Origin of the sequence: Vibrio sp. 10N.261.55.A7, assembly GCF_002877365.1 — a bacterium.
GTDB lineage: Bacteria > Pseudomonadota > Gammaproteobacteria > Enterobacterales > Vibrionaceae > Vibrio.
The window spans coordinates 23939-46962 of the sequence record NZ_MCWZ01000331.1 but is presented as its reverse complement, the minus strand read 5'-3'; the positions used below and the strand labels follow the sequence as shown (position 1 = coordinate 46962).

28 protein-coding genes are annotated in these 23024 nt (G+C 45.3%); 22 read left to right on the top strand and 6 right to left on the bottom strand.

The genetic code is table 11. The features are described from left to right. The first annotated feature begins 34 nt into the window (after positions 1 to 34). Both astD and BCU12_RS21705 read left to right on the top strand, forming a co-directional pair. Positions 35 to 1492, top strand: a complete 1458-nt coding sequence (gene astD / locus BCU12_RS21710; RefSeq protein ID WP_102406645.1) for a succinylglutamate-semialdehyde dehydrogenase — start codon at positions 35 to 37, stop codon at positions 1490 to 1492. A gap of 50 nt (positions 1493 to 1542) precedes the next feature. Then, positions 1543 to 2334, top strand: a complete 792-nt coding sequence (locus BCU12_RS21705; RefSeq protein ID WP_102406643.1) for a DUF1338 domain-containing protein — start codon at positions 1543 to 1545, stop codon at positions 2332 to 2334. An 86-nt stretch (positions 2335 to 2420) separates the two neighbouring features. Here BCU12_RS21705 and crp read toward each other — a convergent pair whose 3' ends face one another. From crp to BCU12_RS21675, 6 genes are all read right to left on the bottom strand, one after another. Further along, complete coding sequence (gene crp / locus BCU12_RS21700; RefSeq protein WP_017036097.1) at positions 2421 to 3053, bottom strand: cAMP-activated global transcriptional regulator CRP; 633 nt, start codon at positions 3051 to 3053, stop codon at positions 2421 to 2423. Positions 3054 to 3298: 245 nt separating this feature from the next. Beyond that, on the bottom strand, positions 3299 to 4168 hold the full coding sequence (locus tag BCU12_RS21695) for a phosphoribulokinase (protein WP_102406641.1): 870 nt from the start codon (positions 4166 to 4168) through the stop codon (positions 3299 to 3301). Between the two features lie 143 nt (positions 4169 to 4311). Beyond that, positions 4312 to 4524, bottom strand: coding sequence for a YheU family protein (locus BCU12_RS21690; RefSeq protein WP_102406715.1), 213 nt, complete (start codon positions 4522 to 4524; stop codon positions 4312 to 4314). A gap of 97 nt (positions 4525 to 4621) precedes the next feature. Then, entirely contained in the window at positions 4622 to 5593 is a 972-nt protein-coding gene (locus BCU12_RS21685) for a hydrolase (RefSeq protein WP_102406640.1), read from the bottom strand. Between the two features lie 9 nt (positions 5594 to 5602). After that, the gene (locus tag BCU12_RS21680) at positions 5603 to 6094 is read right to left on the bottom strand and encodes a TIGR02444 family protein (RefSeq protein WP_102406638.1); all 492 of its coding nucleotides are present in this window, start codon (positions 6092 to 6094) and stop codon (positions 5603 to 5605) included. Next, positions 6091 to 8013, bottom strand: a complete 1923-nt coding sequence (locus BCU12_RS21675; protein ID WP_102406636.1) for an ABC transporter ATP-binding protein — start codon at positions 8011 to 8013, stop codon at positions 6091 to 6093. Before BCU12_RS21675 ends, BCU12_RS21680 begins: the two co-directional genes overlap by 4 nt. 142 nt (positions 8014 to 8155) lie before the next feature. On the opposite strand from BCU12_RS21675, the gene kefG reads away from it, so the two are divergent. The 20 genes from kefG to BCU12_RS21570 form a co-directional block, all read left to right on the top strand. Beyond that, positions 8156 to 8761: a glutathione-regulated potassium-efflux system ancillary protein KefG gene (gene kefG / locus BCU12_RS21670; protein WP_198599407.1), complete on the top strand. Its 606-nt coding sequence runs from the start codon at positions 8156 to 8158 to the stop codon at positions 8759 to 8761. After that, positions 8751 to 10547, top strand: coding sequence for a glutathione-regulated potassium-efflux system protein KefB (gene kefB / locus BCU12_RS21665; RefSeq protein ID WP_102406633.1), 1797 nt, complete (start codon positions 8751 to 8753; stop codon positions 10545 to 10547). Before kefG ends, kefB begins: the two co-directional genes overlap by 11 nt. 39 nt (positions 10548 to 10586) lie before the next feature. Then, on the top strand, positions 10587 to 10802 hold the full coding sequence (locus tag BCU12_RS21660) for a YheV family putative zinc ribbon protein (RefSeq protein WP_102406631.1): 216 nt from the start codon (positions 10587 to 10589) through the stop codon (positions 10800 to 10802). Between the two features lie 111 nt (positions 10803 to 10913). Then, positions 10914 to 11495 carry a peptidylprolyl isomerase gene (gene slyD, locus BCU12_RS21655; RefSeq protein ID WP_102406629.1) on the top strand — a complete coding sequence of 194 codons (582 nt, stop codon included), beginning with the start codon at positions 10914 to 10916 and terminating at the stop codon, positions 11493 to 11495. Positions 11496 to 11790: 295 nt separating this feature from the next. Next, complete coding sequence (locus BCU12_RS21650) at positions 11791 to 13107, top strand: adenylosuccinate synthase (protein WP_102406627.1); 1317 nt, start codon at positions 11791 to 11793, stop codon at positions 13105 to 13107. 219 nt (positions 13108 to 13326) lie between these two features. Further along, entirely contained in the window at positions 13327 to 13962 is a 636-nt protein-coding gene (locus BCU12_RS21640; protein WP_102406625.1) for a tetratricopeptide repeat protein, read from the top strand. A 137-nt stretch (positions 13963 to 14099) separates the two neighbouring features. Beyond that, positions 14100 to 16556 carry a ribonuclease R gene (gene rnr, locus BCU12_RS21635; RefSeq protein WP_102406623.1) on the top strand — a complete coding sequence of 819 codons (2457 nt, stop codon included), beginning with the start codon at positions 14100 to 14102 and terminating at the stop codon, positions 16554 to 16556. A 15-nt stretch (positions 16557 to 16571) separates the two neighbouring features. Beyond that, a complete protein-coding gene (gene rlmB, locus BCU12_RS21630) occupies positions 16572 to 17309 on the top strand; it encodes a 23S rRNA (guanosine(2251)-2'-O)-methyltransferase RlmB (RefSeq protein WP_102406622.1) in 738 nt (245 codons plus the stop codon). A 434-nt stretch (positions 17310 to 17743) separates the two neighbouring features. After that, positions 17744 to 18055, top strand: a complete 312-nt coding sequence (rpsJ, locus tag BCU12_RS21625; protein ID WP_102406620.1) for a 30S ribosomal protein S10 — start codon at positions 17744 to 17746, stop codon at positions 18053 to 18055. A gap of 14 nt (positions 18056 to 18069) precedes the next feature. After that, on the top strand, positions 18070 to 18699 hold the full coding sequence (rplC, locus tag BCU12_RS21620) for a 50S ribosomal protein L3 (protein WP_102406618.1): 630 nt from the start codon (positions 18070 to 18072) through the stop codon (positions 18697 to 18699). A gap of 16 nt (positions 18700 to 18715) precedes the next feature. Continuing rightward, positions 18716 to 19318, top strand: coding sequence for a 50S ribosomal protein L4 (rplD, locus tag BCU12_RS21615; RefSeq protein WP_102406617.1), 603 nt, complete (start codon positions 18716 to 18718; stop codon positions 19316 to 19318). Further along, on the top strand, positions 19315 to 19617 hold the full coding sequence (rplW, locus tag BCU12_RS21610) for a 50S ribosomal protein L23 (protein WP_102406615.1): 303 nt from the start codon (positions 19315 to 19317) through the stop codon (positions 19615 to 19617). The genes rplD and rplW overlap by 4 nt, the downstream gene beginning before the upstream one ends. 15 nt (positions 19618 to 19632) lie before the next feature. After that, positions 19633 to 20457: a 50S ribosomal protein L2 gene (gene rplB / locus BCU12_RS21605; protein WP_102406613.1), complete on the top strand. Its 825-nt coding sequence runs from the start codon at positions 19633 to 19635 to the stop codon at positions 20455 to 20457. 19 nt (positions 20458 to 20476) lie between these two features. Next, entirely contained in the window at positions 20477 to 20755 is a 279-nt protein-coding gene (gene rpsS, locus BCU12_RS21600) for a 30S ribosomal protein S19 (RefSeq protein WP_005435078.1), read from the top strand. Positions 20756 to 20765: 10 nt separating this feature from the next. Continuing rightward, a complete protein-coding gene (gene rplV, locus BCU12_RS21595; protein WP_102406611.1) occupies positions 20766 to 21098 on the top strand; it encodes a 50S ribosomal protein L22 in 333 nt (110 codons plus the stop codon). A gap of 16 nt (positions 21099 to 21114) precedes the next feature. Continuing rightward, complete coding sequence (gene rpsC, locus BCU12_RS21590; protein WP_102406609.1) at positions 21115 to 21813, top strand: 30S ribosomal protein S3; 699 nt, start codon at positions 21115 to 21117, stop codon at positions 21811 to 21813. A gap of 11 nt (positions 21814 to 21824) precedes the next feature. After that, positions 21825 to 22235, top strand: a complete 411-nt coding sequence (rplP, locus tag BCU12_RS21585) for a 50S ribosomal protein L16 (RefSeq protein ID WP_102406607.1) — start codon at positions 21825 to 21827, stop codon at positions 22233 to 22235. Continuing rightward, positions 22235 to 22426: a 50S ribosomal protein L29 gene (gene rpmC / locus BCU12_RS21580; RefSeq protein ID WP_017036076.1), complete on the top strand. Its 192-nt coding sequence runs from the start codon at positions 22235 to 22237 to the stop codon at positions 22424 to 22426. Before rplP ends, rpmC begins: the two co-directional genes overlap by 1 nt. Next, on the top strand, positions 22426 to 22680 hold the full coding sequence (gene rpsQ / locus BCU12_RS21575) for a 30S ribosomal protein S17 (RefSeq protein WP_102406605.1): 255 nt from the start codon (positions 22426 to 22428) through the stop codon (positions 22678 to 22680). Before rpmC ends, rpsQ begins: the two co-directional genes overlap by 1 nt. 160 nt (positions 22681 to 22840) lie before the next feature. After that, a partial coding sequence (locus tag BCU12_RS21570; RefSeq protein ID WP_198599408.1) for an uL14 family ribosomal protein occupies positions 22841 to 23024 on the top strand: 184 nt, incomplete at its 3' end.

The window sequence follows — 23024 nt, the reverse complement described above, 5'->3', positions numbered from 1 at the left end:
TTTACGTTCTGTGTAACAAGTTAAGGAAACAAATATGACGCATTGGATTGCTGGAGATTGGGTTGCTGGACAAGGCGATGCAATGAACTCAACGAGCCCATACAATAACCAACAAATTTGGCAGGGTGAAAGTGCCACGCCACAACAAGTTGAAGCGGCAGTAAGTGCAGCGCGAGTAGCACTGATCGACTGGAAAAAAACACCCTTTGCAGAGCGTGAACAGGTGGTTCTGAAATTTGCGGAACTGGTTAAAGCGAACAGCGAAGAGATCGCTGAGATCATCGCGAAAGAAACCGGAAAGCCGATTTGGGAAACGCGCACTGAAGCAGGTGCAATGGCGGGTAAAATTGCCATATCGATTCGTGCTTATCATGAGCGAACCGGTGATGCGAGACGCGAAGCTGCGGGCAATCAGATAGTTCTTCGCCATAAACCGCTTGGTGTGATGGCGGTATTTGGCCCTTACAACTTCCCTGCGCATCTACCAAATGGTCATATCGTGCCTGCATTACTGGCTGGAAATACTGTTGTATTTAAACCATCCGAACAAACACCGTGGATTGGTGAGTTTGCCATGAAGCTATGGGAACAAGCTGGCCTACCCAAAGGCGTGATCAACCTTGTACAAGGCGCAAAAGAAACGGGTATTGCCTTAGCCGATGCGAAAGGCATTGATGGCGTTCTCTTTACAGGTAGCGCGAATACGGGCCATGTACTGCATCGCCAGTTCGCGGGTCAACCTGGAAAGATGCTGGCGTTAGAGATGGGTGGCAACAACCCGATGGTGATTTCGAATGACTATGGTGACGTCGACGCGACGGTGTACACCATCATTCAATCGGCATTCATTAGTGCGGGTCAGCGCTGTACCTGTGCTCGTCGACTGTATATCCCTCAAGGTGAAAAAGGGGATGCGCTGTTGGTTCGTTTGGTTGATGCGACGCGTAAGATTGTGGTGGATGAACCTTTTGCAGAGCCTGCACCGTTTATGGGACCACAAATTTCTAATGCGGCGGCCGAGGTTATTCTTAATGCGCAACAACACCTTCAATCGCTTGGTGGTGAAAGCCTGATTGAAGCGAGAGCAGGGCAAGCAGCATTTGTCTCTCCTGGGATTATAGATGTAACCAGTATCAGTGAGTTGCCTGATGAAGAGTACTTTGGTCCGTTACTGCAAGTGATTCGTTACAGTGGCCTAGAGAGTGCTGTTGAGATGGCAAACGATACTCGCTTTGGTCTATCGGCTGGCTTGGTTTCTACTGATGATTCTGAATGGGATTACTTTGTTGATCATATTCGTGCCGGTATTGTGAATCGAAATAGACAGTTAACAGGCGCAAGCGGTGATGCACCGTTTGGAGGACCTGGCGCTTCGGGTAACTTAAGACCAAGTGCTTATTATGCGGCTGATTACTGCGCGTATCCAATGGCGTCAATGGAAGGTGAAGAGACATTACTTCCGGCGACATTCAGCCCTGGTATTGAACTGTAACTCGTAATCTATACATGCCAGTTGATAGCTGGCATTAACAAGGACTCGTTATGACACCTGATACTCTCTTTTCTGCTCTTTGGAATGACTATATTGAGCGTTTATGTCCATCGGCCGCTCAAGTGCACCAATTGCTGCGTGAAGATGAAGCCCTGATCAACGATCACATTGCTTTAAGAACATTTAATAGTTCGCCGCTTGGTATTGAAACTTTGGCTAGGCCATTCTTGGATATCGGCTATGTCGCCTGTGGTGATTATGAGTTTGAGAGTAAAAAGCTGGTCGCTAAGCACTATGAGCATCCTGACCCAAAACAGCCCAAGGTATTCATCAGCGAATTGAAAGTGGATGAATGCTCTCAGCAGCTTCAGGAGATAGTTGCTCGGCTCGTCGAGCAATTGGATCATAGTAACCTAAAAGGTCACGAGTTCTTATTTGGTGGTCGACTTTGGGACTTGAGCTACGCTGATTTCCAAGCGCTGGCTAAAGAAAGTGAGTACGCGTCTTGGCTTGCTGCGCATGGTTATGGCGCAAATCACTTTACCGTAAGCGTGAACCAACTCAATACGTTTGAAGAAGTGAAACAGGTTAATGATCATCTTCGTCAGTCAGGCTTTGTGATTAATGAAGCTGGTGGCGAAGTTAAGGGCTCACCAGAGGTGCTTCTTGAACAGTCCTCAACCATGGCGGATAAAGTCTCTGTGCGCTTTAGTGATGGTGTAGAGCTGATTCCAGGTGGGTTCTATGAGTTTGCAAAGCGCTACGCGATGCCAAATGGCGATCTTTACACGGGCTTTGTTGCTGCATCAGCAGACAAGATATTTGAGAGCACCAATACTTAGTTTTAGTGAGCTGTATGTTAGAAATGAAAAAGCCACCAAGTGTTAGCTTGGTGGCTTTATTATTTCTAATCGCTAGTGCTTAGAGATTAACGAGTTCCGTAGACAACGATAGTTTTACCGTGTGCAGAAATCAGGTTTTGCTCTTCTAGCATTTTCAAAATACGACCAACGGTTTCACGTGAACAACCTACGATTTGACCGATCTCTTGACGAGTGATCTTAATCTGCATGCCGTCTGGGTGAGTCATTGCATCAGGTTGTTTCGCTAGGTTTAGAAGCGTTTGTGCAATGCGACCAGTTACGTCTAGGAACGCTAGGTCTCCTACTTTTTGGCTTGTCACTTGTAGGCGGTTAGCCATTTGTGACGAAAGACGCATTAGGATATCTGGGTTAACTTGGATAAGTTGACGGAATTTCTTAAAAGAGATTTCCGCAACTTCACAAGGTGATTTAGCACGAACCCATGCAGTACGCTCTTGGTCTTCTTCAAAAAGGCCTAATTCACCAATAAAGTCGCCTTGGTTCAGGTAAGAAAGAATCATTTCTTTACCTTCTTCATCCTTGATTAGGACCGCAACAGAGCCTTTAACGATGTAGTACAACGTTTCAGCTTTTTCGCCCGCGTGGATTAGCGTGCTTTTTGAAGGGTACTTATGAATATGACAGTGTGAAAGAAACCACTCTAGTGTTGGATCTGTTTGAGGTTTGCCTAAAACCATAATATATCAATTCCTCTGAAAGGTGCGCGTATCGCTTTCCATGTGTACAGCGAAGCCTTAAATTTAGCTTACTTTAGGGTAAGGGTACGATTCTAATGCCGTAAGCTATCTTGTATTACGGTTAAGAATAGTATCCTTTTTTTAGTCGGATTTCTTGATTTTAATCGGCCCAATATGCGGTTATTTTACGCAAAAATGTGCACATGATCACGGTATGAAAAGTAAACGACTCGAATGGTGAGTCTTTATCCGATTTTACCTGTCTCGATAAGTTGCTGCAGGATAGGTCTTGCAATGAGTTCCATAGCAAAACTCATCTTACCGCCTGGTACAACTAGGGTATTGTGTCTCGACATGAATGAGCCATCAATCATAGCGAGAAGATATGGGAAGTCGACGTTTTTAATACCGCGCAATCGAATAACCACAAAGCTCTCATCGAGACTTGGGATACCCTTTGCGTTCAGTGGGTTTGACGTATCGACGGTGGGTACTCGCTGAAAGTTGATGTGAGTGCGTGAAAACTGCGGTGTGATGTAATTTAAGTAGTCGTCCATCGAGCGAACAATCGAGTCCATCACCGCTTCTCGAGAGTGGCCTCTGTCTCGAGTGTCTCGAACGAACTTTTGGATCCACTCTAGGTTTACGATAGGCACCATGCCGATCAATAGATCCACATGCTGGGCAACATTCACATCGCCATCGACTACGCCCCCGTGCAAGCCTTCATAAAACAGTACATCTGAATTTTCTGGTAAGTCTTGCCATGGCGTAAAGGTACCTGGCATTTGGTTGTAGGGGACGGCCTCATCGAAGGTGTGCAGGTATCGGCGTACTTGCCCAGTGCCATCGTTGCCATAGGTTCTAAAAAATTCCTCGAGAGTCGGGAAGTCATTTGCCTGCGGACCAAAATAGCTGATGTGTTTGCCCTGTTCTCTGGACTTTCGGATCTCAACATCCATCTCTGGTCGGGTAAAGCGGTGGAAGCTATCGCCTTCAACCCAGGCTGGTTTCACATTCATCATATTAAACATTTTGCGAAATGCTTCTGATGTTGTTGTTGTTCCAGCACCAGAAGATCCTGTTACTGCGATTATTGGATGTTTTGCTGACATGACAAACCTTGTCGTAAATGAAACTTACTTGTTGAATGTTCTTGAAGCCCTTCTTTGATGGTAACAAGGGCAAGCTTTTCACTATAGCACGCATTAATGAAAGGTCTACGCTGAGCAAACCTGTATAGCGAAAAGCGAGAAGGCTATAGCGAATTACTCATTTTTATGTCTACAGTTTCATGTAACTCTGAGAACACAACCGTTGCCTCTCCGCTTTTTAATAGGAGTTTCACTTGCTCGACTTTTTCGTCGAGTGAGTATTCCAATTCACCATAATCTGTTCCCTCTCTTAGAACAAATTCTCTGATTAGGTTTTCTAAGGTGTCTGTTTCTATCTGTTGCCACGGAATAATCATAAGTTTCTTTTTCGTGCGTGAATGTGAATTGTCTTTCTGGGAGCGATGAAAATTGAATTCAATCCAGTCCAGATAAGCTTTCATGTAAAGGCGATGGCTAACTCTTTAGCGCCTCATAGTAGGCAGGCAACATTTGCTCTAGCCAAAAGACAGGCTTGGCAAGGCTACCTGAGATGAAGCCCACATGGCCACCATGGTCGAGCAGTCGGTAGTCAATGTTGTCTGGCAGTATAAAGCTAGGGATGACCTGTTCAGTCATAAAGGGATCATCTTTAGCGTGAATGATCTGAAGTGGCAGAGTGATCTGCTGAAGCTTATGGATTCCTGAGCAGCGTTGATAGTAATTCTGTGCGCTTTCAAAGCCATGCAACGGTGCGGTGATGAGCTCATCAAACTCGTAAAGCTTTGAGATACGTTTGATTCGTTGATAGGAAAGACCAAGCTCTCCTTTTAGTAATCGGTGTTTGTTGAGTGCACTTTTCTTTAAGGAGGAGACGAGATAACGACGATACACCTTAGAAAAACCTTGCTCAATTCTCTCTGAGCACGCAGAGAGATCCAGTGGAGCAGAGACAATCGTTGCGGCGTCGAGTAAGGGATTGTCATTATAGTGAGCGAGATAGTTGGCAAGCATGTTTCCACCAAGAGAGATGCCGACTGCGACCTTCGGTTTATTGGGGAAACGCATGTTGAGGTAGTTGAGGAAATAGCGTGCATCTTCAATCTCACCGGAATGGTAAGCACGTGCAAGATTGTTTGGTTTACCGCTGCAGCCACGAAAGTGCATCATAACCGCTAGCCAGCCTTGATCCGAGAACGCTTGCATCAAGCCATTTGCATAAGGGCTGTAGAAACTGCCCTCTAAGCCATGGAATAGGATGAAAACAGGTTTATTGCTGGCGCTTTCTGAGTGTGGGTCTTCACTCCACGCTAAATCAACAAAGTCACCATCGGCTGTGTCTAACGTTTGCCATACCGGTTCAAATAGTGCTTTATTTCGCATTAGGCGAGGGGCAAGTGTTTGTAGGTGCGGGTTTTTCATGCCCGTCGCGGCGATAAATTGAGTCATGGTGAACCGTTAGTGTTTGTTGTTATTGTTTTGACTGCATGGCGCAGGTGCTGAAAAGGCTTGATAAAGGTGTTCACCACCCAATTGACGGCAGTAGCGCTGAGTCAAAGATGGACTAGTGCTTTTGGTTAAAGGTATTTGATTAATACAGTCAACTAAGTCTGATTGCTGTTGCCTTTCTAGTTGAAGTTCAAATTGCAGAGACTCCCGATACAAGGTGTCTGGAATGTGCAGTTTGAGTTTTCGTCTAAGCTCTCGATAGCTATGAAGTAATGCCTCAGAACGGCCTAGGCACTCTTCAACTTTATGCCAATCTTCATCAAGAAAACTGACCTGCTGCTCATCAAGCCATTTTAAGAGTAACAGCAGGTTTACATTGCCGTGGTATTGATTTTGGAGTTCTAAACACGCCTGTTTCACTTCGCGAACGCTGTAGTATTGAAGACTGAATTGCCACAGTCTCTCTAGTGTTAGCGATAATTGAGCGTGTATTTGATTCATCCGCGATTAAATTCCTCTTCCATCTGCTCTAAGGCTTCTTGTCCGGCCATCCATTCCATCTCTACCTCTTCAAGTTGCGACTTGCTGTTTGCTTGAAGCGCGAGTACTTCGGTAAGTTTAGCTTTATTTTCCGCTTCATACAGAGAAGTATCGGATAATTGATCTTCAGCCTGAGCAATCGCGTCGCTGAATTTATCCATTTGCTTTTCTAATTTGGTCAAGTTCTTACGCAAAGGTGAGGTCAGTTTTCGGAACTCTGCGTCTCGACGTTTCTGCTCTTTTTTAGCCGCTGCGCTGTTGTTGCCTTCTTTTTCTGGCAGCTGTGCTTGTGCTTCTTTCTTTTCCGCCTTTTGCTGCTCAGTTAGCCACTTGTAGTAATCGCTCAGGTCACCATCAAAAGGGGCAACCTGACGATCATGAACCAGGTAAAGATCATCGGTGGTCGCGCGCAGGAGGTAACGGTCATGACTGACAATCACCATCGCTCCCTCGAACGTTTGCAGAGCAAAGGTCAAGGCTTGACGCATATCGAGATCAAGGTGGTTAGTTGGCTCATCGAGTAGTAACAGGTTCGGTTTTTGCCAAACGACAAGCGCTAGCACTAAGCGGGCTTTCTCGCCGCCAGAGAAAGGGGCAACCTTATCCAGTGCTTTTTCACCTTGAAACCCAAAGCTACCTAGATAATCACGAAGCTGTTGCTCCGTTTTGCCAGGGGCAATCTGCATCATATGCTGCAGTGGTGTCTCTTCAGGGTGTAAGGTCTCAAGTTGGTGCTGGGCGAAGTAGCCAATTTTCACACCTTGAGAATAACCAAGATCGCCAGATTGCGGATTCAGTTCTCCTGATAACAACTTGATTAAGGTTGATTTACCCGCACCATTGCGGCCGAGCAAGCCAATTCGGCTGCCGGGAACAAGGTTAAGGCGAATCTTTTCAAGGATTAAAGTGTCATCGTACCCTGCACTGACATCATCCATCATGATGATTGGGTTAGGCAGGGTGGCAGGCTCTTTAAACTCAAAGCTGAATGGGTTATCAAACTGAGCGGGCAGTACCTTTTCCATTTTTTCTAGGGCTTTAATGCGGCTTTGTGCTTGACGTGCCTTTGAAGCCTTATAACGAAAACGGTCGATGTAGCTCTGCATGTGGCTCATCTGTTTTTGCTGCTTTTGGTACTGAGCTTGTTGCAGAATGAGCTTTTGTGCGCGCTGCGTTTCAAACGACGAGTAGTTGCCTGTGTATTCATTCAACTGTTGGTTTTCGACATGAATGATTCGACCGACAATCGGGTCTAGGAAATCTCGGTCATGTGAGATGAGGATTAAAGTACCAGGGTAGTTTTGCAGCCAACGCTCAAGCCACATAACGGCATCTAAGTCCAAGTGGTTGGTTGGCTCATCGAGCAGCAGCAGGTCTGAGCGACATAATAGCGCTTGAGCTAGGTTCAACCTCATTCGCCAACCACCTGAAAATTGAGTCAGGTTCCAGCTCATTTGTTCTTGGCTAAACCCTAAACCATCGAGCAGCTCGGCCGCGCGTGATTTGATGGTGTAACCACCTATGGTTTCTATCTTTCCGTGCAGTTCAGCAACGAGCGTTCCATTGTCAGCTTCTTCCGCTTTGCGCAGGTTATCTTCAAGCGCTCGATATTCTCGATCGCCATCGATTACATATTCTAGTGCCTGACGTTCTAATGCTGGCGTTTCTTGAGCAACCCATGCGAGTTCCCAGTGCGAAGGTTGGCTGAATGAGCCACCATCGATGGAGAGCTCATCTTTGAGCAGAGCAAATAGGGTGGACTTACCGCAACCATTCTTACCGACAAGGCCTACTTTGTCGCCAGGGTGTATGGTTGCAGAGGCTTGCTCGAGAAGAGGCTTTCCACCTCGGAGTAACTGAATGTCAGAAAAGATAATCATAAAATTTTAACTTGCACGTGGTGGCGTTTATGGCGACAAATACTATGAGGAATAAGGATAAATGTCGATCATTATACAAATTACGTTATGATGCTAAAAAACAATAACAACTTTACAACATGCTAGGATGCTTGCTGACGAAATGACGGAACTCAATAGCTCAAATAAGCAAACCCCAAAAGTATTAGTGATTTATGCTCACCCTGAGCCTAAAAACTCAATCGCTAACCAAGTGATGATAAAGAAAATTGAATCGCTCGAGCACGTTACTGTCCATGACCTGTATGCCAATTACCCTGATTTCTTTATTGATGTAGCTCTTGAACATCACCTATTGCTCGAGCACGACGTGATCGTTTTTCAGCATCCTCTTTATATGTACTCTTGCCCGTCACTACTCAAAGAATGGTTTGACCGAGTCTTGAGTAAGGGGTTTGCGTTTGGCAGTGCCAGCGCATTGAAAGGCAAGGTGTGGAGAAATGCCATCACTGCGGGAGGTAACGAGGATGCATTTGGTGCGAAAGGCTATAATAAATATCCCTTAGAGCAAATTCTGCAGCCATTTGAATTGATGGCATCATTGTGTCAAATGAAGTGGGTTGATCCCTTGGTTTTGTATTGGTCTCGAAATATTACTGATATTGATCGCTATCAACACGCCGAACTCTATCGACGCTGGTTAATAGACCCTACCTGCGAAGTAGTAAAAGAAACCCATTCGGAAGAGGAGACAGATCGTGGCCGTTGAATATGATTTTCTCCAAAGTAGCGCCATTTTTCTCACCGCTGCGGTTGTCGCCGTTCCATTAGCGCAAAGAGTTGGGCTTGGCTCTGTTCTGGGCTATCTCTTGGCGGGTGTTGCTATTGGCCCGTGGGGGTTAGGCTTGATCAGCGATGTTGAAGCGATATTGCATTTTGCTGAATTTGGCGTGGTGCTGCTGCTGTTTTTGATTGGTTTAGAGCTTAACCCTAAAAAGCTATGGCAAATGCGCGGTCCTATTCTGGGGTTAGGTGGCGCTCAAGTGGTTATCACCACGGTTATCATCTCCGCCATCGTCAGTGTGTTTGGGTTGAGTTGGCAGACGAGTTTAGTCATTGGGATGGGGCTTGCCCTTTCTTCTACTGCAATAGCGCTACGGGTGATAGAAGAACGAGGTTTAGCGGGGACGGAAACTGGGCAGTCAGGATTTGCCGTCTTGCTTTTCCAAGATGTGGCGGTGATTCCAATGTTGGCTATTTTGCCGATTCTTGCGGGTAATACCGCCGGTAGTTGGTTAGATGCGCTGTGGATGTTAGTGGGCATTGCCGCTTTATTGGTTGGTGGCCACTTCCTTCTTCGACCCCTTTTTCGATATGTTGTCCTTAGTGGGGTAAGAGAACTGTTTACTATTGCTGCTTTACTCCTCGTGATAGGTATTGCAGTGATGATGAAGCAACTGGGTTTGTCGATGGCCTTAGGCACTTTCCTAGCCGGTGTGTTGTTGGCAGAAAGTGAGTATCGTCATGAACTTGAAATAGCGATTGAACCCTTCAAGGGGCTATTGCTCGGATTGTTTTTTATCTCTGTTGGAATGGCGGCCAACTTAGGTTTACTTGCTTTAGAGCCAATGAAGGTGTTGCTAGCGGCGGCGAGCTTAGTGTTCATCAAAGGCTGGGTACTTTACTTATTAGCTCGGTTCTTTGGTACACGAGCAAAGGCGAGAAGTAAGATGGCAGCCATCCTCAGTCAAGGTGGCGAATTTGCGTTTGTTATTTTCACTGCCGCGAGTGCCGAAGGGTTGTTATCAAGCGAACAGCTCTCATTCCTTCTTGTGGTTGTGAGCTTGTCCATGGTGACGACGCCTCTTTTATTGGCGGCTCAGACCAAGTGGTTTGCCCGTAATCTTAACCATGAAGAGGGAGGTCTAAAGTCAGATGTCATCGACAAGGAACCAAGAGTCATTATTGCGGGTTTCGGGCGTTTTGGTCAGGTTGTCGGGCGCTTGATGTATGCCAATAAGATTAAGATAACGGTGCTAGAGAGTGATGCTAGCCAAATAGCATTGCTGCGTAAATTTGGTTACAAAGTCTTCTATGGCGATGCAACGCAATTGGATTTATTGAGAGCGGCTGGGGCTGATAAGGCAGAGGCCATCGTCATTTGTACCGATACGCCAGATCAGATTGTTAGAATTGTCGACCTTTGTAAGCATCACTTTCCAAAATTGAAGGTGCTAGCCCGTGCGCGCAGTCGTGTCGAAGCATATCAACTGATTAATCATGGCGTTGATCGCTACTCTCGTGAGACTTTCTTGGGAGCGTTAGACCTTGGCAGGCAAACATTAACTGAGTTAGGGATGCACCCTTATCAAGCGAAACGAGCAGAAGCGCATTTTAGAAAGCTTGATAATGCAATGCTGAAGGAGTTGCTGCCACAGCACAGTGAAGACAAACAGCTAGCATTAAGAGCGAAAGAAGCGCGTAAAGAGTTGGAAGAGATCTTTGGGCGTGAAATGGATAATGATCGTCAGTCTCATAATTATTGGGAAAAGTAATACTGGTGTAGATAATGACCAGAAACCTATGGAGTTGTTATGAGTAAGGTTAAGCTAAACGTGAAAAAACGATTTATAGCAGGGGCGAACTGCCCTAAGTGCCAAGCGCCAGATACACTACGCTGGTGGATTGAGAACAATATTGAAATGGTAGAATGTGTTGAATGCCAACATATTGATCAACGTAAACCGAAGTCTGTAGATTCTAGTGAACATGCTTCACAGGAAATGATTGGGATTTTTAAGCCGGAATAATTGAGTTTCATTATTTGATCCCCATAATATAGCCAACTGACTTGGGGCAAGCCTCAAGATGTAAAATTTTGCTTGGGGAGTTTCTCAAGCTGTAACTGCCTTGGAGCAAATATGAAGATTGAAAAGAATGTTGTCGTTAGCTTGGCATACGAAGTAAAAGTTGAAGGTGCGGTAGTGGATAAGTCTACAGTAGAAGCACCTCTTGATTACCTTCATGGCAACAACAACCTCATTACTGGTTTGGAAAGCAAACTAGAAGGTAAAGTTGCTGGCGATAAATTCTCTGCAACTATCTCTCCTGAAGATGGCTACGGCGAGCACAACGATGCGCTAGTACAGCGTGTACCTGCAAACGTATTCCAAGGCGTTGAGCAAATTGAAGTGGGTATGCGTTTCTTGGCAGATACAGATCAAGGTCCGATCCCTGTCGAAGTGACAGAAGTTGATGGTGATGAAGTAGTGGTTGATGGTAACCACATGCTTGCAGGGCAAACTTTAACGTTTGATGTTGAAGTTGTGGCTGTTCGTGAAGCAACGGCTGAAGAAGTCGAGCATGGACATGTGCACAAAGAAGGTGGCTGTGGTTCAGACCATGATCACGACCATGAGGGCGGTTGCTGCGGTGGCGAAGGTCACGGCGAGAAAGAAGAAAAAGAAGGTTGTTGTGGTGGCGGCGGTTGCAGCTCTAACTAATCTTTTCTCTGCTTAGTAACATCAATCACTTAGATATTAAGAACGCTACTCATTTTGAGTAGCGTTTTTGTTTTTAGGTGTCGAGGAGTGTGAGCCAGTACCTAAGAAGTAAGGCTATTTGTTCCGTGTGCAACTTGTAACTCATACTCTATGTTTTGTCATTGAGACTGGCAGATACCTTTATAAACAGACTCAATGTGTTAGCCCTTTATTGCATAAATATGATTAAAAAATGACTGCAAGAAATGTGATTCAGTGCTAGAATCCATTTTTAACAATCAACAGAACTGGAAAGATGGGAAATAACGTAGTCGTTCTAGGCACCCAATGGGGTGACGAAGGTAAAGGCAAAATAGTTGACCTTTTAACTGAAGATGCAAAATATGTTGTGCGCTACCAAGGCGGACACAATGCAGGCCACACTCTAGTCATTAACGGTGAAAAAACCGTTCTTCACTTAATTCCATCAGGCATTCTTCGAGATAACGTGAAATGTGTTATCGGTAACGGAGTTGTATTATCGCCTGAAGCACTTCTTAAAGAAATGAAACCTCTTGAAGAGCGCGGGATTCCTGTGCGCGAACGTCTTTTCATTTCTGAAGCTTGTCCACTAATTCTTCCTTACCACATTGCTATCGATAACGCGCGTGAAATCGCTCGTGGTGCGAAAGCGATCGGTACAACAGGTCGTGGTATCGGTCCTGCTTATGAAGATAAGGTTGCTCGTCGCGGTCTTCGCGTTGGTGACTTATTTGATAAAGAAGCTTTTGCTCTGAAACTAAAAGAAGTCATGGAATTCCATAACTTCCAACTAGAGCACTTCTACAAAGCTGACACAGTAAGCTATGAAGAAGTTCTAGAGCAGGCAATGAGCTACGCAGACATGCTAACCGCTATGGTTATCGATGTAACAGATACGCTTGATGCAGCGCGTAAGCGTGGTGACAAAGTGATGTTTGAAGGTGCTCAAGGTACGCTTCTTGATATCGACCACGGTACTTACCCATACGTAACGTCTTCTAACACGACTGCTGGCGGTGTTGCTGCTGGTTCTGGTTTTGGTCCTCGTCACATCGGTTACATCCTTGGTATTACTAAAGCGTACTGTACCCGTGTTGGTTCTGGTCCATTCCCGACAGAATTGTACGATGGTCTAGATAAGCAAGACCCAGTTGGTAAGCATCTTGGTGATGTTGGCCATGAGTTTGGTGCAACGACAGGGCGTTTACGTCGTACAGGTTGGTTTGATGCTGTTGCGATGCGTCGTGCAATCCAAATCAACTCTTTATCTGGTATCTGTCTAACGAAGTTAGATGTTCTTGATGGTCTAAAAGAGATCAAGATCTGTACCGGTTACAAGATGAATGACGGTTCTGTTTTGGAAGTCTCTCCGATGGCTGCTGAGTCATTTGAAAAAGCAACGCCAATGTACGAAACAATGCCAGGTTGGTCTGAAAATACCTTCGGTGCACAGTCTATCGACGCGCTTCCACAAGCTGCTCTAGATTACATCAAGCGCATTGAAGAACTAACAGGTGTGCCAATCGATATTATTTCAACTGGCCCTGACCGTAATGAAACAATTGTTAAGGTTCACCCATTTAATTCTTAATGGTTGAAATTTAAGAAGTTGTAAAAGCCGACCTTAATGGTCGGTTTTTTTATGTGTAGTTTGATGCTATTTTGTTCGTCTTGCGGCAAGGAATTGCCGAATTGGGCAATATTTGCCTAAAGGGATTCGATTTTTTGCCGATATAGAAATCAAGCCCAAGCCCTTGTGTGATTTATCACTATACTTATAGGGCTATCGGAATTGATAAAGAGTGCAGATATGAAGCTACGAACGGTAGCAGCTTCGTTATTGATGGCAATAGGTTCATCGTTTTGTCACGCAAACGTGACAGGAATAGGTGAGCCGATTCCTATATATTCTGAAGCTGAACTAATCAAACTGATTGAACAGAATAAACATCTTGAGCGAGTCAAAGCGGACAAGTGCCAGTTAGTGGAAGACATTGTCGCACGTGCTACTCGTATCAGCCTGCCTTCGTACGAATTTCTCTACGGAGATATGTTGGCGTGGGGTGTTTGTGTTGAACAAGATGTTGAGCTTGGCCTCTATTATATGGAGAACGCAGCCCATCAAGGTTTACCGTCTGCACTTGAACAGTTAGGTAGTTACTATTCTCGTGGCACGTTAGTTCAGCAAGATAAAGAGAGGGCGATCCCTTACTTGCGCGAAGCGGCGGCCATGGGGAATTTAGATGCGCGTATTCATCTTGCTGAATTACTATTGCGAGATTATGGAAGTCCACTCGATTATGAAGATGCCTATCGGTGGCTCTATAACTCAGTGACGGCAGACCAGCGTACGCACCGGCGAATATCCGTATTACGGCAAGGTCTGGAAAACCGAATGCCAGACAACATTATTGCCAGAGCCAAACGGCGAGATACCTTCTGGTAAACAATATTATTACTTATGAAATGCCTAGCAATTGATTGCTAGGCATTTTGTTTCTCTATCTTAAAAGCAATCCTGTAGCTTAGTTGAGGAGTCAGATATACTAAAATTAACCCCTCCTTGCTTCAGTAGGCGAGTATATGTCAGAAAAAAGCAATAGCGATCCCTTTGCGGAACGTGAATCTAAAAACTACGAAAATCCAGTGCCTAGTCGTGAATTCATCATTGAATTTCTAACGACGGCTAATGTTCCAATGAACAGAAATGATCTATTCGAAGCTCTTGAGTTGCAAGGAGAAGAGCAGTACGAAGGGCTTCGTCGTCGTCTTCGTGCTATGGAAAGGGACGGTCAGTTAATTTTTACTCGTCGTCAGTGTTATGCCCTTCCAGAAAAGCTAGATCTTATTAAAGGATTAGTTATTGGACACAAAGACGGTTTTGGCTGGGTTCGGCCTGAGGGGAGTATTGGTAAAGACAACGATGTTTTACTCCCTCATCATCAAATGCGTCATATCATTCATGGCGACCTTGTACTAGTTCAACAGACAGGTACCGACAAGAGGGGCCGCAAAGAAGGCCGCCTGGTTCGAGTACTCGAAGAGCGGACAACCCCTCTCGTGGGACGCTTCTTCTTAGAGTATGGTCACTCTTTTGTTGTTTGTGACGACTCTAGGATTACTCAAGATATCCTTATCCCTACTGAACATAAGAGTGCAGCAAGGATGGGTAACGTTGTCGTGATTGAACTGACCGATCGTGGCACGCGAAGTCGCGGCATGATGGGTAAGGTTACAGAAGTATTGGGTGAAAATATGGCGCCTGGTATGGAAACCCAAATAGCGATTCGAACACATCAAATTCCTAATGAGTGGCCTGAAGCCGTTGATAAGCAAATTGCCAATCTTGGTGAGTTTGTACCGGAAGAAGCTAAAAAAGACAGAGTCGACCTACGTGAACTGCCATTGGTAACCATTGATGGTGAAGACGCCCGAGACTTTGATGATGCTGTTTATTGTGAAGCGAAGAAAGGCGGCGGTTGGCGTTTATGGGTAGCCATTGCGGACGTTAGCTATTATGTCCGTCCAGATACAGCTTTAGACAAGGAAGCGATAAATCGCGGTAACTCGGTTTATTTCCCATCTCAAGTTGTACCGATGTTACCAGAAGTTTTGTCGAATGGCCTGTGTTCGTTGAATCCACAAGTGGATCGTTTATGTATGGTTTGTGAAATGACCATCTCAGCAAACGGCAAACTATCCGGTTATAAACATTACGAAGCGGTGATGAATTCACATGCTCGCCTTACTTACAATAAAGTAGGCTCAATATTAGACGGTGACGATGACCTGCGTCTTCGATATGGAAAAGAGGTTCCGCATCTTGAAGAGCTGCACAAGATGTATAAGGTACTGAAACAAACTCGGGACAAACGCGGCGCTATAGAATTTGAGACGGTGGAAACCAAGTTCATCTTTAATTCGGACCGTAAGATCGACCGTATTGAACCTGTGATTCGTAACGATGCGCATAAGATCATTGAAGAGTGTATGATTCTCGCGAATATAGCGTCAGCATCGTTAGTTGAAAAAGCCAAAGAAGCGGCACTTTATCGAATTCATGAAACCCCAGGAGAGGAAAGGCTAACTGGCTTTAGAAGCTTTCTTGGTGAGCTAGGCCTGAGCTTAAGTGGTGGGTTGCAACCTTCTCCAACAGATTACGCTGAGTTGATGCACCAGATAAGCGAGCGTGAAGATAAAGAGCTTATTCAAACGATGCTATTACGCTCAATGAAGCAGGCTGTATATAACGCGGATAATTGCGGTCACTTCGGTCTAGCGCTAAAACGCTATGCTCACTTTACGTCTCCAATTCGTCGTTATCCTGATTTGCTACTTCATCGTGCAATTAAGTATCTAGTAGCGAAAGAAAAAGGGAATAATACAGACCGTTGGACACCAACTGGCGGGTATCATTACTCTTTCGATGACATGGACTTCTACGGTGAACAATGTTCAATGACTGAACGTCGCGCTGATGATGCAACGCGTGAAGTCAACGATTGGCTCAAGTGTGAATACATGCAGGACCATGTCGGTGAGGAAATGGACGGCGTTATTGCTAATGTGACTGGTTTTGGTTTCTTTGTTCGTCTAACTGAATTACATATTGATGGATTAGTACACATCTCATCACTAGCGAATGACTATTATCAGTTTGATCCGATGGGGCAACGTCTTATTGGAGAAGCCGGCGGTATGATCTACCGTTTAGGAGACTCAGTTAAAGTAACCGTTAAAGCGGTTAATCTTGATAGCCGTCAAATCGATTTTGAATTGGTTGGTACTGAGCGTAAAGTGCGTGGCAAAGGTAAGACAACGAAGAAACGGGCAGCCGAAGCGCAAGAGAAGGCGAAGAATAAGCGTCGTAGCTCGAGCAAAGGCAGAAAACCGGGCGAAAAAGCGAAGGCGATGGTTGAACCTACAAAGCGTCCTGATGGCTCAAAAGAAGAGGCATCTAATAAGAACGGTAAGAAAAAGCCCAACGCTCGTAAAAAGAAATCTCGCGCAGGCTCTGATAAAGCTCGCGCTAAAAAGTAAGCAGTGGATTAGATAATGAGTAATGAATTAATTTATGGTATTCATGCCGTTAAAGCGGTGCTAACAAAAGACCCAGAAAGGTTCATTGAAGCCTATGTGTTGAAAGGCCGTCAAGATGATCGAGTACTTCCGTTATTGAATGAACTTCAGGTCTGTGGTGTATCGATCCAAAAAATGGGTCGAAAAGCTCTGGATGATAAAGCTCAAGGCGCAAATCACCAAGGCCTGATTGCAAAAGTTAAAGCGGCAAAACCGCTTAATGAGAATGATCTAGACTCAATCATCGCGCAACATGAACAACCACTTTTATTAGTGCTAGACGGTGTGACTGATCCACATAACCTTGGAGCTTGTTTAAGAAACGCTGATGCAGCAGGTGTTGCAGCAGTGATCGTGCCTAAAGACAGGTCAGCGCCACTAACCGCAACGGTAAGCAAAGTTGCTTGTGGTGCAGCTGAAATGGTTCCACTCGTACGCGTAACGAACCTTGCTCGTACTATGCGTGCACTGCAGGAAAAAGGCATTTGGTTTGTGGGCACAGCTGGCGAAGCAACACACGATATCTATCAAGCTAAATTGTCGGGTCCACTGGCCATCGTGATGGGGGCTGAAGGGGATGGAATGAGAAGACTCACTCGAGAAACGTGTGATGATTTGATTAAAATTCCAATGGCCGGAAGTGTATCTAGCCTTAACGTTTCCGTTGCTTCGGGAATTTGTTTATTTGAAGCTGTGAGACAGCGCATCGGCTAAGGCTTATCGCATTGCTACCTTTAGTGTTCATTTGATGAAACCTAGAGGTAGCTAACTTGAATTCTATTCCATTTTTCCCTCATTCGTTTATTTTTCAAACACCCCTTGCATGTGAAACTGTGATCTGTATAATGCACCGCACTGGTTAAGCCAGTTGTGAACCAATGAGCGTCGAGGAGCTAGCTTTTCATTAGATTAGTTAGGTAATGTAGACTCAGCTTATGTTCGCGGTTAATACAATTTGCAGCTTATTTTAAAGGATAACCATTCTAAAGGTGACTTTAGCTTTGGGGGCTGTTAATCGAAAATTAACTGACAATGCGTCCTAATCTTGGATGCTACGGTTTCACATAAATCAATCGGCATTCTCTCGTATTTACGAGCTTGAGTGGCGATATTGTTTGTGTAATATTTAATTATTGGAGCTCTGTCTGATGCAGAACCAACGTATCCGAATCCGCCTTAAAGCATTTGATTACAAGCTAATCGATGCTTCTACTGCGGAAATCGTAGAAACAGCAAAGCGTACCGGCGCACAGGTTCGTGGTCCTATTCCACTTCCTACTCGTAAAGAGCGTTTCACTGTTCTTGTCTCTCCACACGTCAACAAAGATGCACGTGACCAGTACGAAATTCGTACTCACAAGCGTTTGATCGACATCGTTGAGCCAACAGATAAAACTGTTGATGCTCTTATGCGTTTAGATCTTGCTGCAGGCGTTGATGTACAAATCAGCCTAGGTTAAGGGAGATTAGAATAATGATTGGTCTAGTCGGACGTAAAGTGGGTATGACCCGCGTATTTACCGAAGAAGGCGTTTCTATCCCAGTAACTGTTGTTGAAGTTGAAGCTAACCGCGTTTCTCAAGTACGTACTATTGAGAATGACGGCTACGCAGCAATTCAAGTAACTGCTGGTGCTAAGAAAGCTAACCGCGTAACTAAGCCAGAAGCTGGTCACTTTGCGAAAGCAGGTGTTGAAGCTGGTCGCGGTCTTTGGGAATTCCGTTTAGAAAACGGAGAAGAGTTTGAAGTTGGCGCTGAGCTAAACGTAGAACTATTCAACGAAATTAAAAAAGTAGACGTTACTGGTACTTCTAAAGGTAAAGGCTTCCAAGGCGCAATTAAGCGTTGGAATTTCTCTACTCAAGATATGACTCACGGTAACTCTTTGTCTCACCGTGCACCGGGTTCAATTGGCCAATGTCAAACTCCAGGTCGCGTGTTCAAAGGCAAGAAAATGGCAGGTCATATGGGTGCTGAGCGTGTAACGACTCAAAACCTAGAGATCGTACGTGTTGACGCTGAGCGCAATCTTCTCCTTATTAAAGGTGCAGTACCGGGCTCAACAGGTGGCAACGTGATCGTAAAACCAGCTATTAAAGCATAACGTCTAGGAGTAAGTAATGGAATTGATGGTTAAAGGTGCTGATGCACTAACTGTTTCCGAAACTACTTTCGGACGTGAGTTCAACGAAGCCCTTGTTCACCAAGTAGTTGTTGCATTTGCAGCAGGTGCTCGTCAAGGTACTCGTGCTCAAAAGACGCGTTCAGAAGTTTCTGGCGGTGGCGCTAAGCCATGGCGTCAAAAAGGTACTGGCCGCGCACGTGCTGGTACAATTCGTAGCCCAATCTGGCGTACAGGTGGTGTTACTTTTGCTGCGAAACCACAAGATCACAGCCAAAAAGTAAACAAGAAAATGTACCGCGGTGCTATGAAAAGCATTCTTTCTGAGCTTGTTCGTCAAGAGCGTTTAATCGTTGTTGATAACTTCTCAGTAGAAGCACCAAAAACAAAAGAGCTTGTAGCTAAACTTAATGAACTTGAGTTAAGCGATGTTCTTATTGTGACTGGCGAAGTAGATGAGAATCTATTCTTAGCTGCTCGTAACCTTTATAAAGTTGATGCGCGTGACGTTGCTGGGATTGATCCTGCAAGCCTAATCGCTTTCGACAAGGTTCTAATGACTGCTGAAGCAGTCAAGCAAGTTGAGGAGCTTCTAGCATGATCACTGAAGAGCGTCTACTAAAAGTTCTACGTGCTCCACATATCTCTGAAAAAGCAACTATGGCTGCTGAGAAAGCGAACACTATCGTTTTCAAAGTATCTATTGATGCAACTAAGAAAGAGATCAAAGCAGCTGTAGAGAAGCTATTTGAAGTTGAAGTTAAGTCTGTAAATACTCTTATTAATAAGGGTAAGACCAAACGTCAAGGTCTACGCCAAGGTCGCCGCAGCGACGTTAAGAAAGCGTATGTTACCTTGAAAGAAGGTCAAGATCTTGACTTCGTTGGCGGTGCTGAGTAACAGGAGTAGTTAAAAATGGCTATTGTTAAATGTAAGCCGACTTCCCCTGGTCGTCGTCACGTTGTTAAAGTTGTTAACGCTGACCTACACAAGGGTAAGCCATACGCACCACTTCTAGAGAAAAACTCTAAGAACGGTGGTCGTAACAACAACGGTCGTATTACAGTACGTCACATCGGTGGTGGTCATAAGCACCATTACCGTGTAGTTGACTTCAAACGTACTAAAGACGGTATTCCAGCGAAAGTTGAGCGTCTAGAATATGATCCAAACCGTAGCGCTAACATCGCTCTAGTTCTGTACGCAGACGGTGAGCGTCGTTACATTATCGCACCTAAAGGTGTTCAAGCCGGTGACCAGATTCAATCTGGCGCTGATGCGCCAATCAAAGCAGGTAACACTCTGCCGATGCGCAACATTCCAGTAGGTTCTACTGTACACTGTGTTGAACTTAAGCCTGGTAAAGGTGCACAACTAGCTCGTTCGGCTGGTGCTTATGCTCAAATCGTCGCTCGCGACGGTGCATACGTAACTATCCGTCTACGTTCTGGTGAAATGCGCAAAGTACTTTCTGAAGGCCGTGCAACGGTTGGTGAAGTTGGTAACTCTGAGCATATGCTACGTGAATTAGGTAAAGCTGGTGCTACACGCTGGCGCGGTGTTCGTCCTACCGTTCGCGGTGTGGTAATGAACCCGGTAGACCACCCACACGGTGGTGGTGAAGGCAAAACCTCTGGTGGCCGTCACCCAGTATCACCTTGGGGTCAGCCTACTAAAGGCTTTAAGACTCGTAAAAACAAACGCACCGACAAGTACATTGTACGTCGTCGCACTAAATAATCTATAAAGAGGAATCGCCATGCCACGTTCTCTCAAGAAAGGTCCTTTTATTGACCTACACTTGCTGAAGAAGGTAGAGAAAGCGGTGGAAAGCGGAGACAAAAAGCCTATTAAGACTTGGTCCCGTCGCTCAATGATCATCCCAACAATGATTGGTTTGACCATCGCTGTCCATAATGGTCGTCAGCACGTTCCAGTATTTGTTACCGAAGAAATGATCGGTCACAAACTGGGCGAATTCGCACCAACACGTACTTATCGCGGCCACGCTGCAGATAAGAAAGCTAAGAAGCGTTAAGGAGTAGATGATGGAAGCACTAGCTAAACATAACTTTGCTCGCATTTCGCCTCAGAAAGCTCGCTTAGTTGCAGACCAAATTCGCGGTAAATCTGTTGATCAGGCTCTAGAAATCTTAACTTTCAGCAACAAAAAAGCTGCTGAACTAATTAAGAAAGTTCTTGAATCAGCAATCGCTAACGCGGAACACAACGAAGGTGCAGATATTGACGATCTAAGTGTCGCTAAAATCTTCGTAGACGAAGGCCCTATCATGAAGCGTATTATGCCTCGTGCTAAAGGTCGTGCGGATCGTATCTTGAAGCGTTCAAGCCACATCAGTATTGTTGTAGCTGATCGCTAGACTAGGAGAGTAAGCAATGGGTCAGAAAGTACATCCTAATGGCATTCGTCTTGGCATTGTAAAGCCTTGGAATGCTACATGGTTTGCTAATACCAAAGATTTCGCTGACAACCTAGACGGCGACTTCAAGGTACGTCAGTTCCTAACAAGTGAACTGAAAAAAGCATCTCTATCACGTATCGTTATCGAGCGTCCTGCTAAGAGTATTCGTGTGACTATTCACACTGCTCGTCCAGGTGTTGTTATCGGTAAGAAAGGTGAAGATGTAGAGAAACTACGCGCAGCTGTAGCTAAAATCGCAGGTGTACCAGCGCAAATCAATATCGCTGAAGTACGTAAGCCTGAGCTTGATGCTCAACTTGTGGGTGATAGCATCGCGTCTCAACTAGAGCGTCGCGTTATGTTCCGTCGTGCTATGAAGCGTGCGGTACAAAATGCTATGCGTCTAGGCGCTAAAGGCATCAAAGTGCAAGTAAGCGGTCGTCTTGGCGGCGCTGAAATCGCACGTGCAGAGTGGTACCGTGAAGGTCGTGTACCTCTACACACTCTACGTGCAGACATTGATTACGCAACTTCTTCGGCTCACACTCAATACGGTGTGATCGGCATTAAAACTTGGATCTTCAAAGGTGAGATTCTAGGTGGTATGCCAGCAGCTAACGCTGTTGAGCCAAAAGGCGACAAGCCTAAGAAGCAGCGTAAAGGCCGTAAGTAAGGAGTCGACAGATGCTACAACCTAAACGTACTAAGTTCCGCAAGGTTATGACTGGTCGTAACCGTGGTCTTGCTAAAGGTACAGATGTAAGCTTCGGCACATTTGGTCTTAAAGCTACTGGCCGTGGTCGTCTAACTGCTCGTCAAATCGAAGCGGCACGTCGTGCTATGACGCGTCACGTTAAGCGTCAAGGTAAAATCTGGATCCGTGTGTTCCCAGACAAGCCTATCACTGAAAAACCACTTGAAGTTCGTCAGGGTAAAGGTAAAGGTTCAGTTGCGTACTGGGTTGCCCAAATCCAACCTGGAAAGGTAATGTACGAAATGGACGGTGTACCTGAAGAATTGGCTCGTGAAGCGTTCCGTCTTGCGGCTCGCAAACTGCCGTTCAAAACTACATTTGTAACTAAGCAGGTGATGTGATGAAAGCACAAGATCTACGCGAGAAAAACGTTGAAGAGCTTAATGCTGAGCTATTAGAATTGCTACGTGAACAGTTTAACTTGCGCATGCAAGCTGCAACTGGTCAACTACAGCAAACTCATACTCTGAAAGCTGTACGCCGTGACATCGCACGTGTGAAAACTGTTTTGACTGAAAAGGCAGGCGCATAATGAGCGAACAGAAACGTACCCAGCAAGGTCGTGTTGTTAGTGACAAGATGGACAAGTCTATCGTTGTTGCTATCGAGCGCACAGTGAAGCACCCAATTTACGGGAAGTACACTAAGCGTACGACTAAAGTACACGCACACGATGAAAACAACGAATGTGGCCTAGGCGACAAAGTTGAAGTTCAAGAGTGTCGTCCTCTGTCTAAGACTAAGTCTTGGACATTGGTATCAGTCTTAGAAAAAGCGAAAGGTTAATTTCGAGTTTTCTTTGATATTCAAGCGGCTCCATTTTATTTTTGGAGCCGCTTGTTTTTTGTCTACCCAATCGAAAGAAAGGGTGGTACAATTCGCGTCCCTTATATATAGGGAGCCCGACCCGAGAGGGTCTAGTATTAATATTTAGCGGAGCACTAACATGATCCAAATGCAAAGTACACTCGACGCTGCGGATAATTCCGGCGCTCGTAGAGTAATGTGTATTAAGGTCCTGGGTGGTTCACATCGCCGTTATGCACATATCGGAGACGTCATTAAAGTTACTGTTAAGGAAGCAATTCCTCGCGGTAAAGTTAAGAAAGGTGACGTTCTGAAAGCGGTGG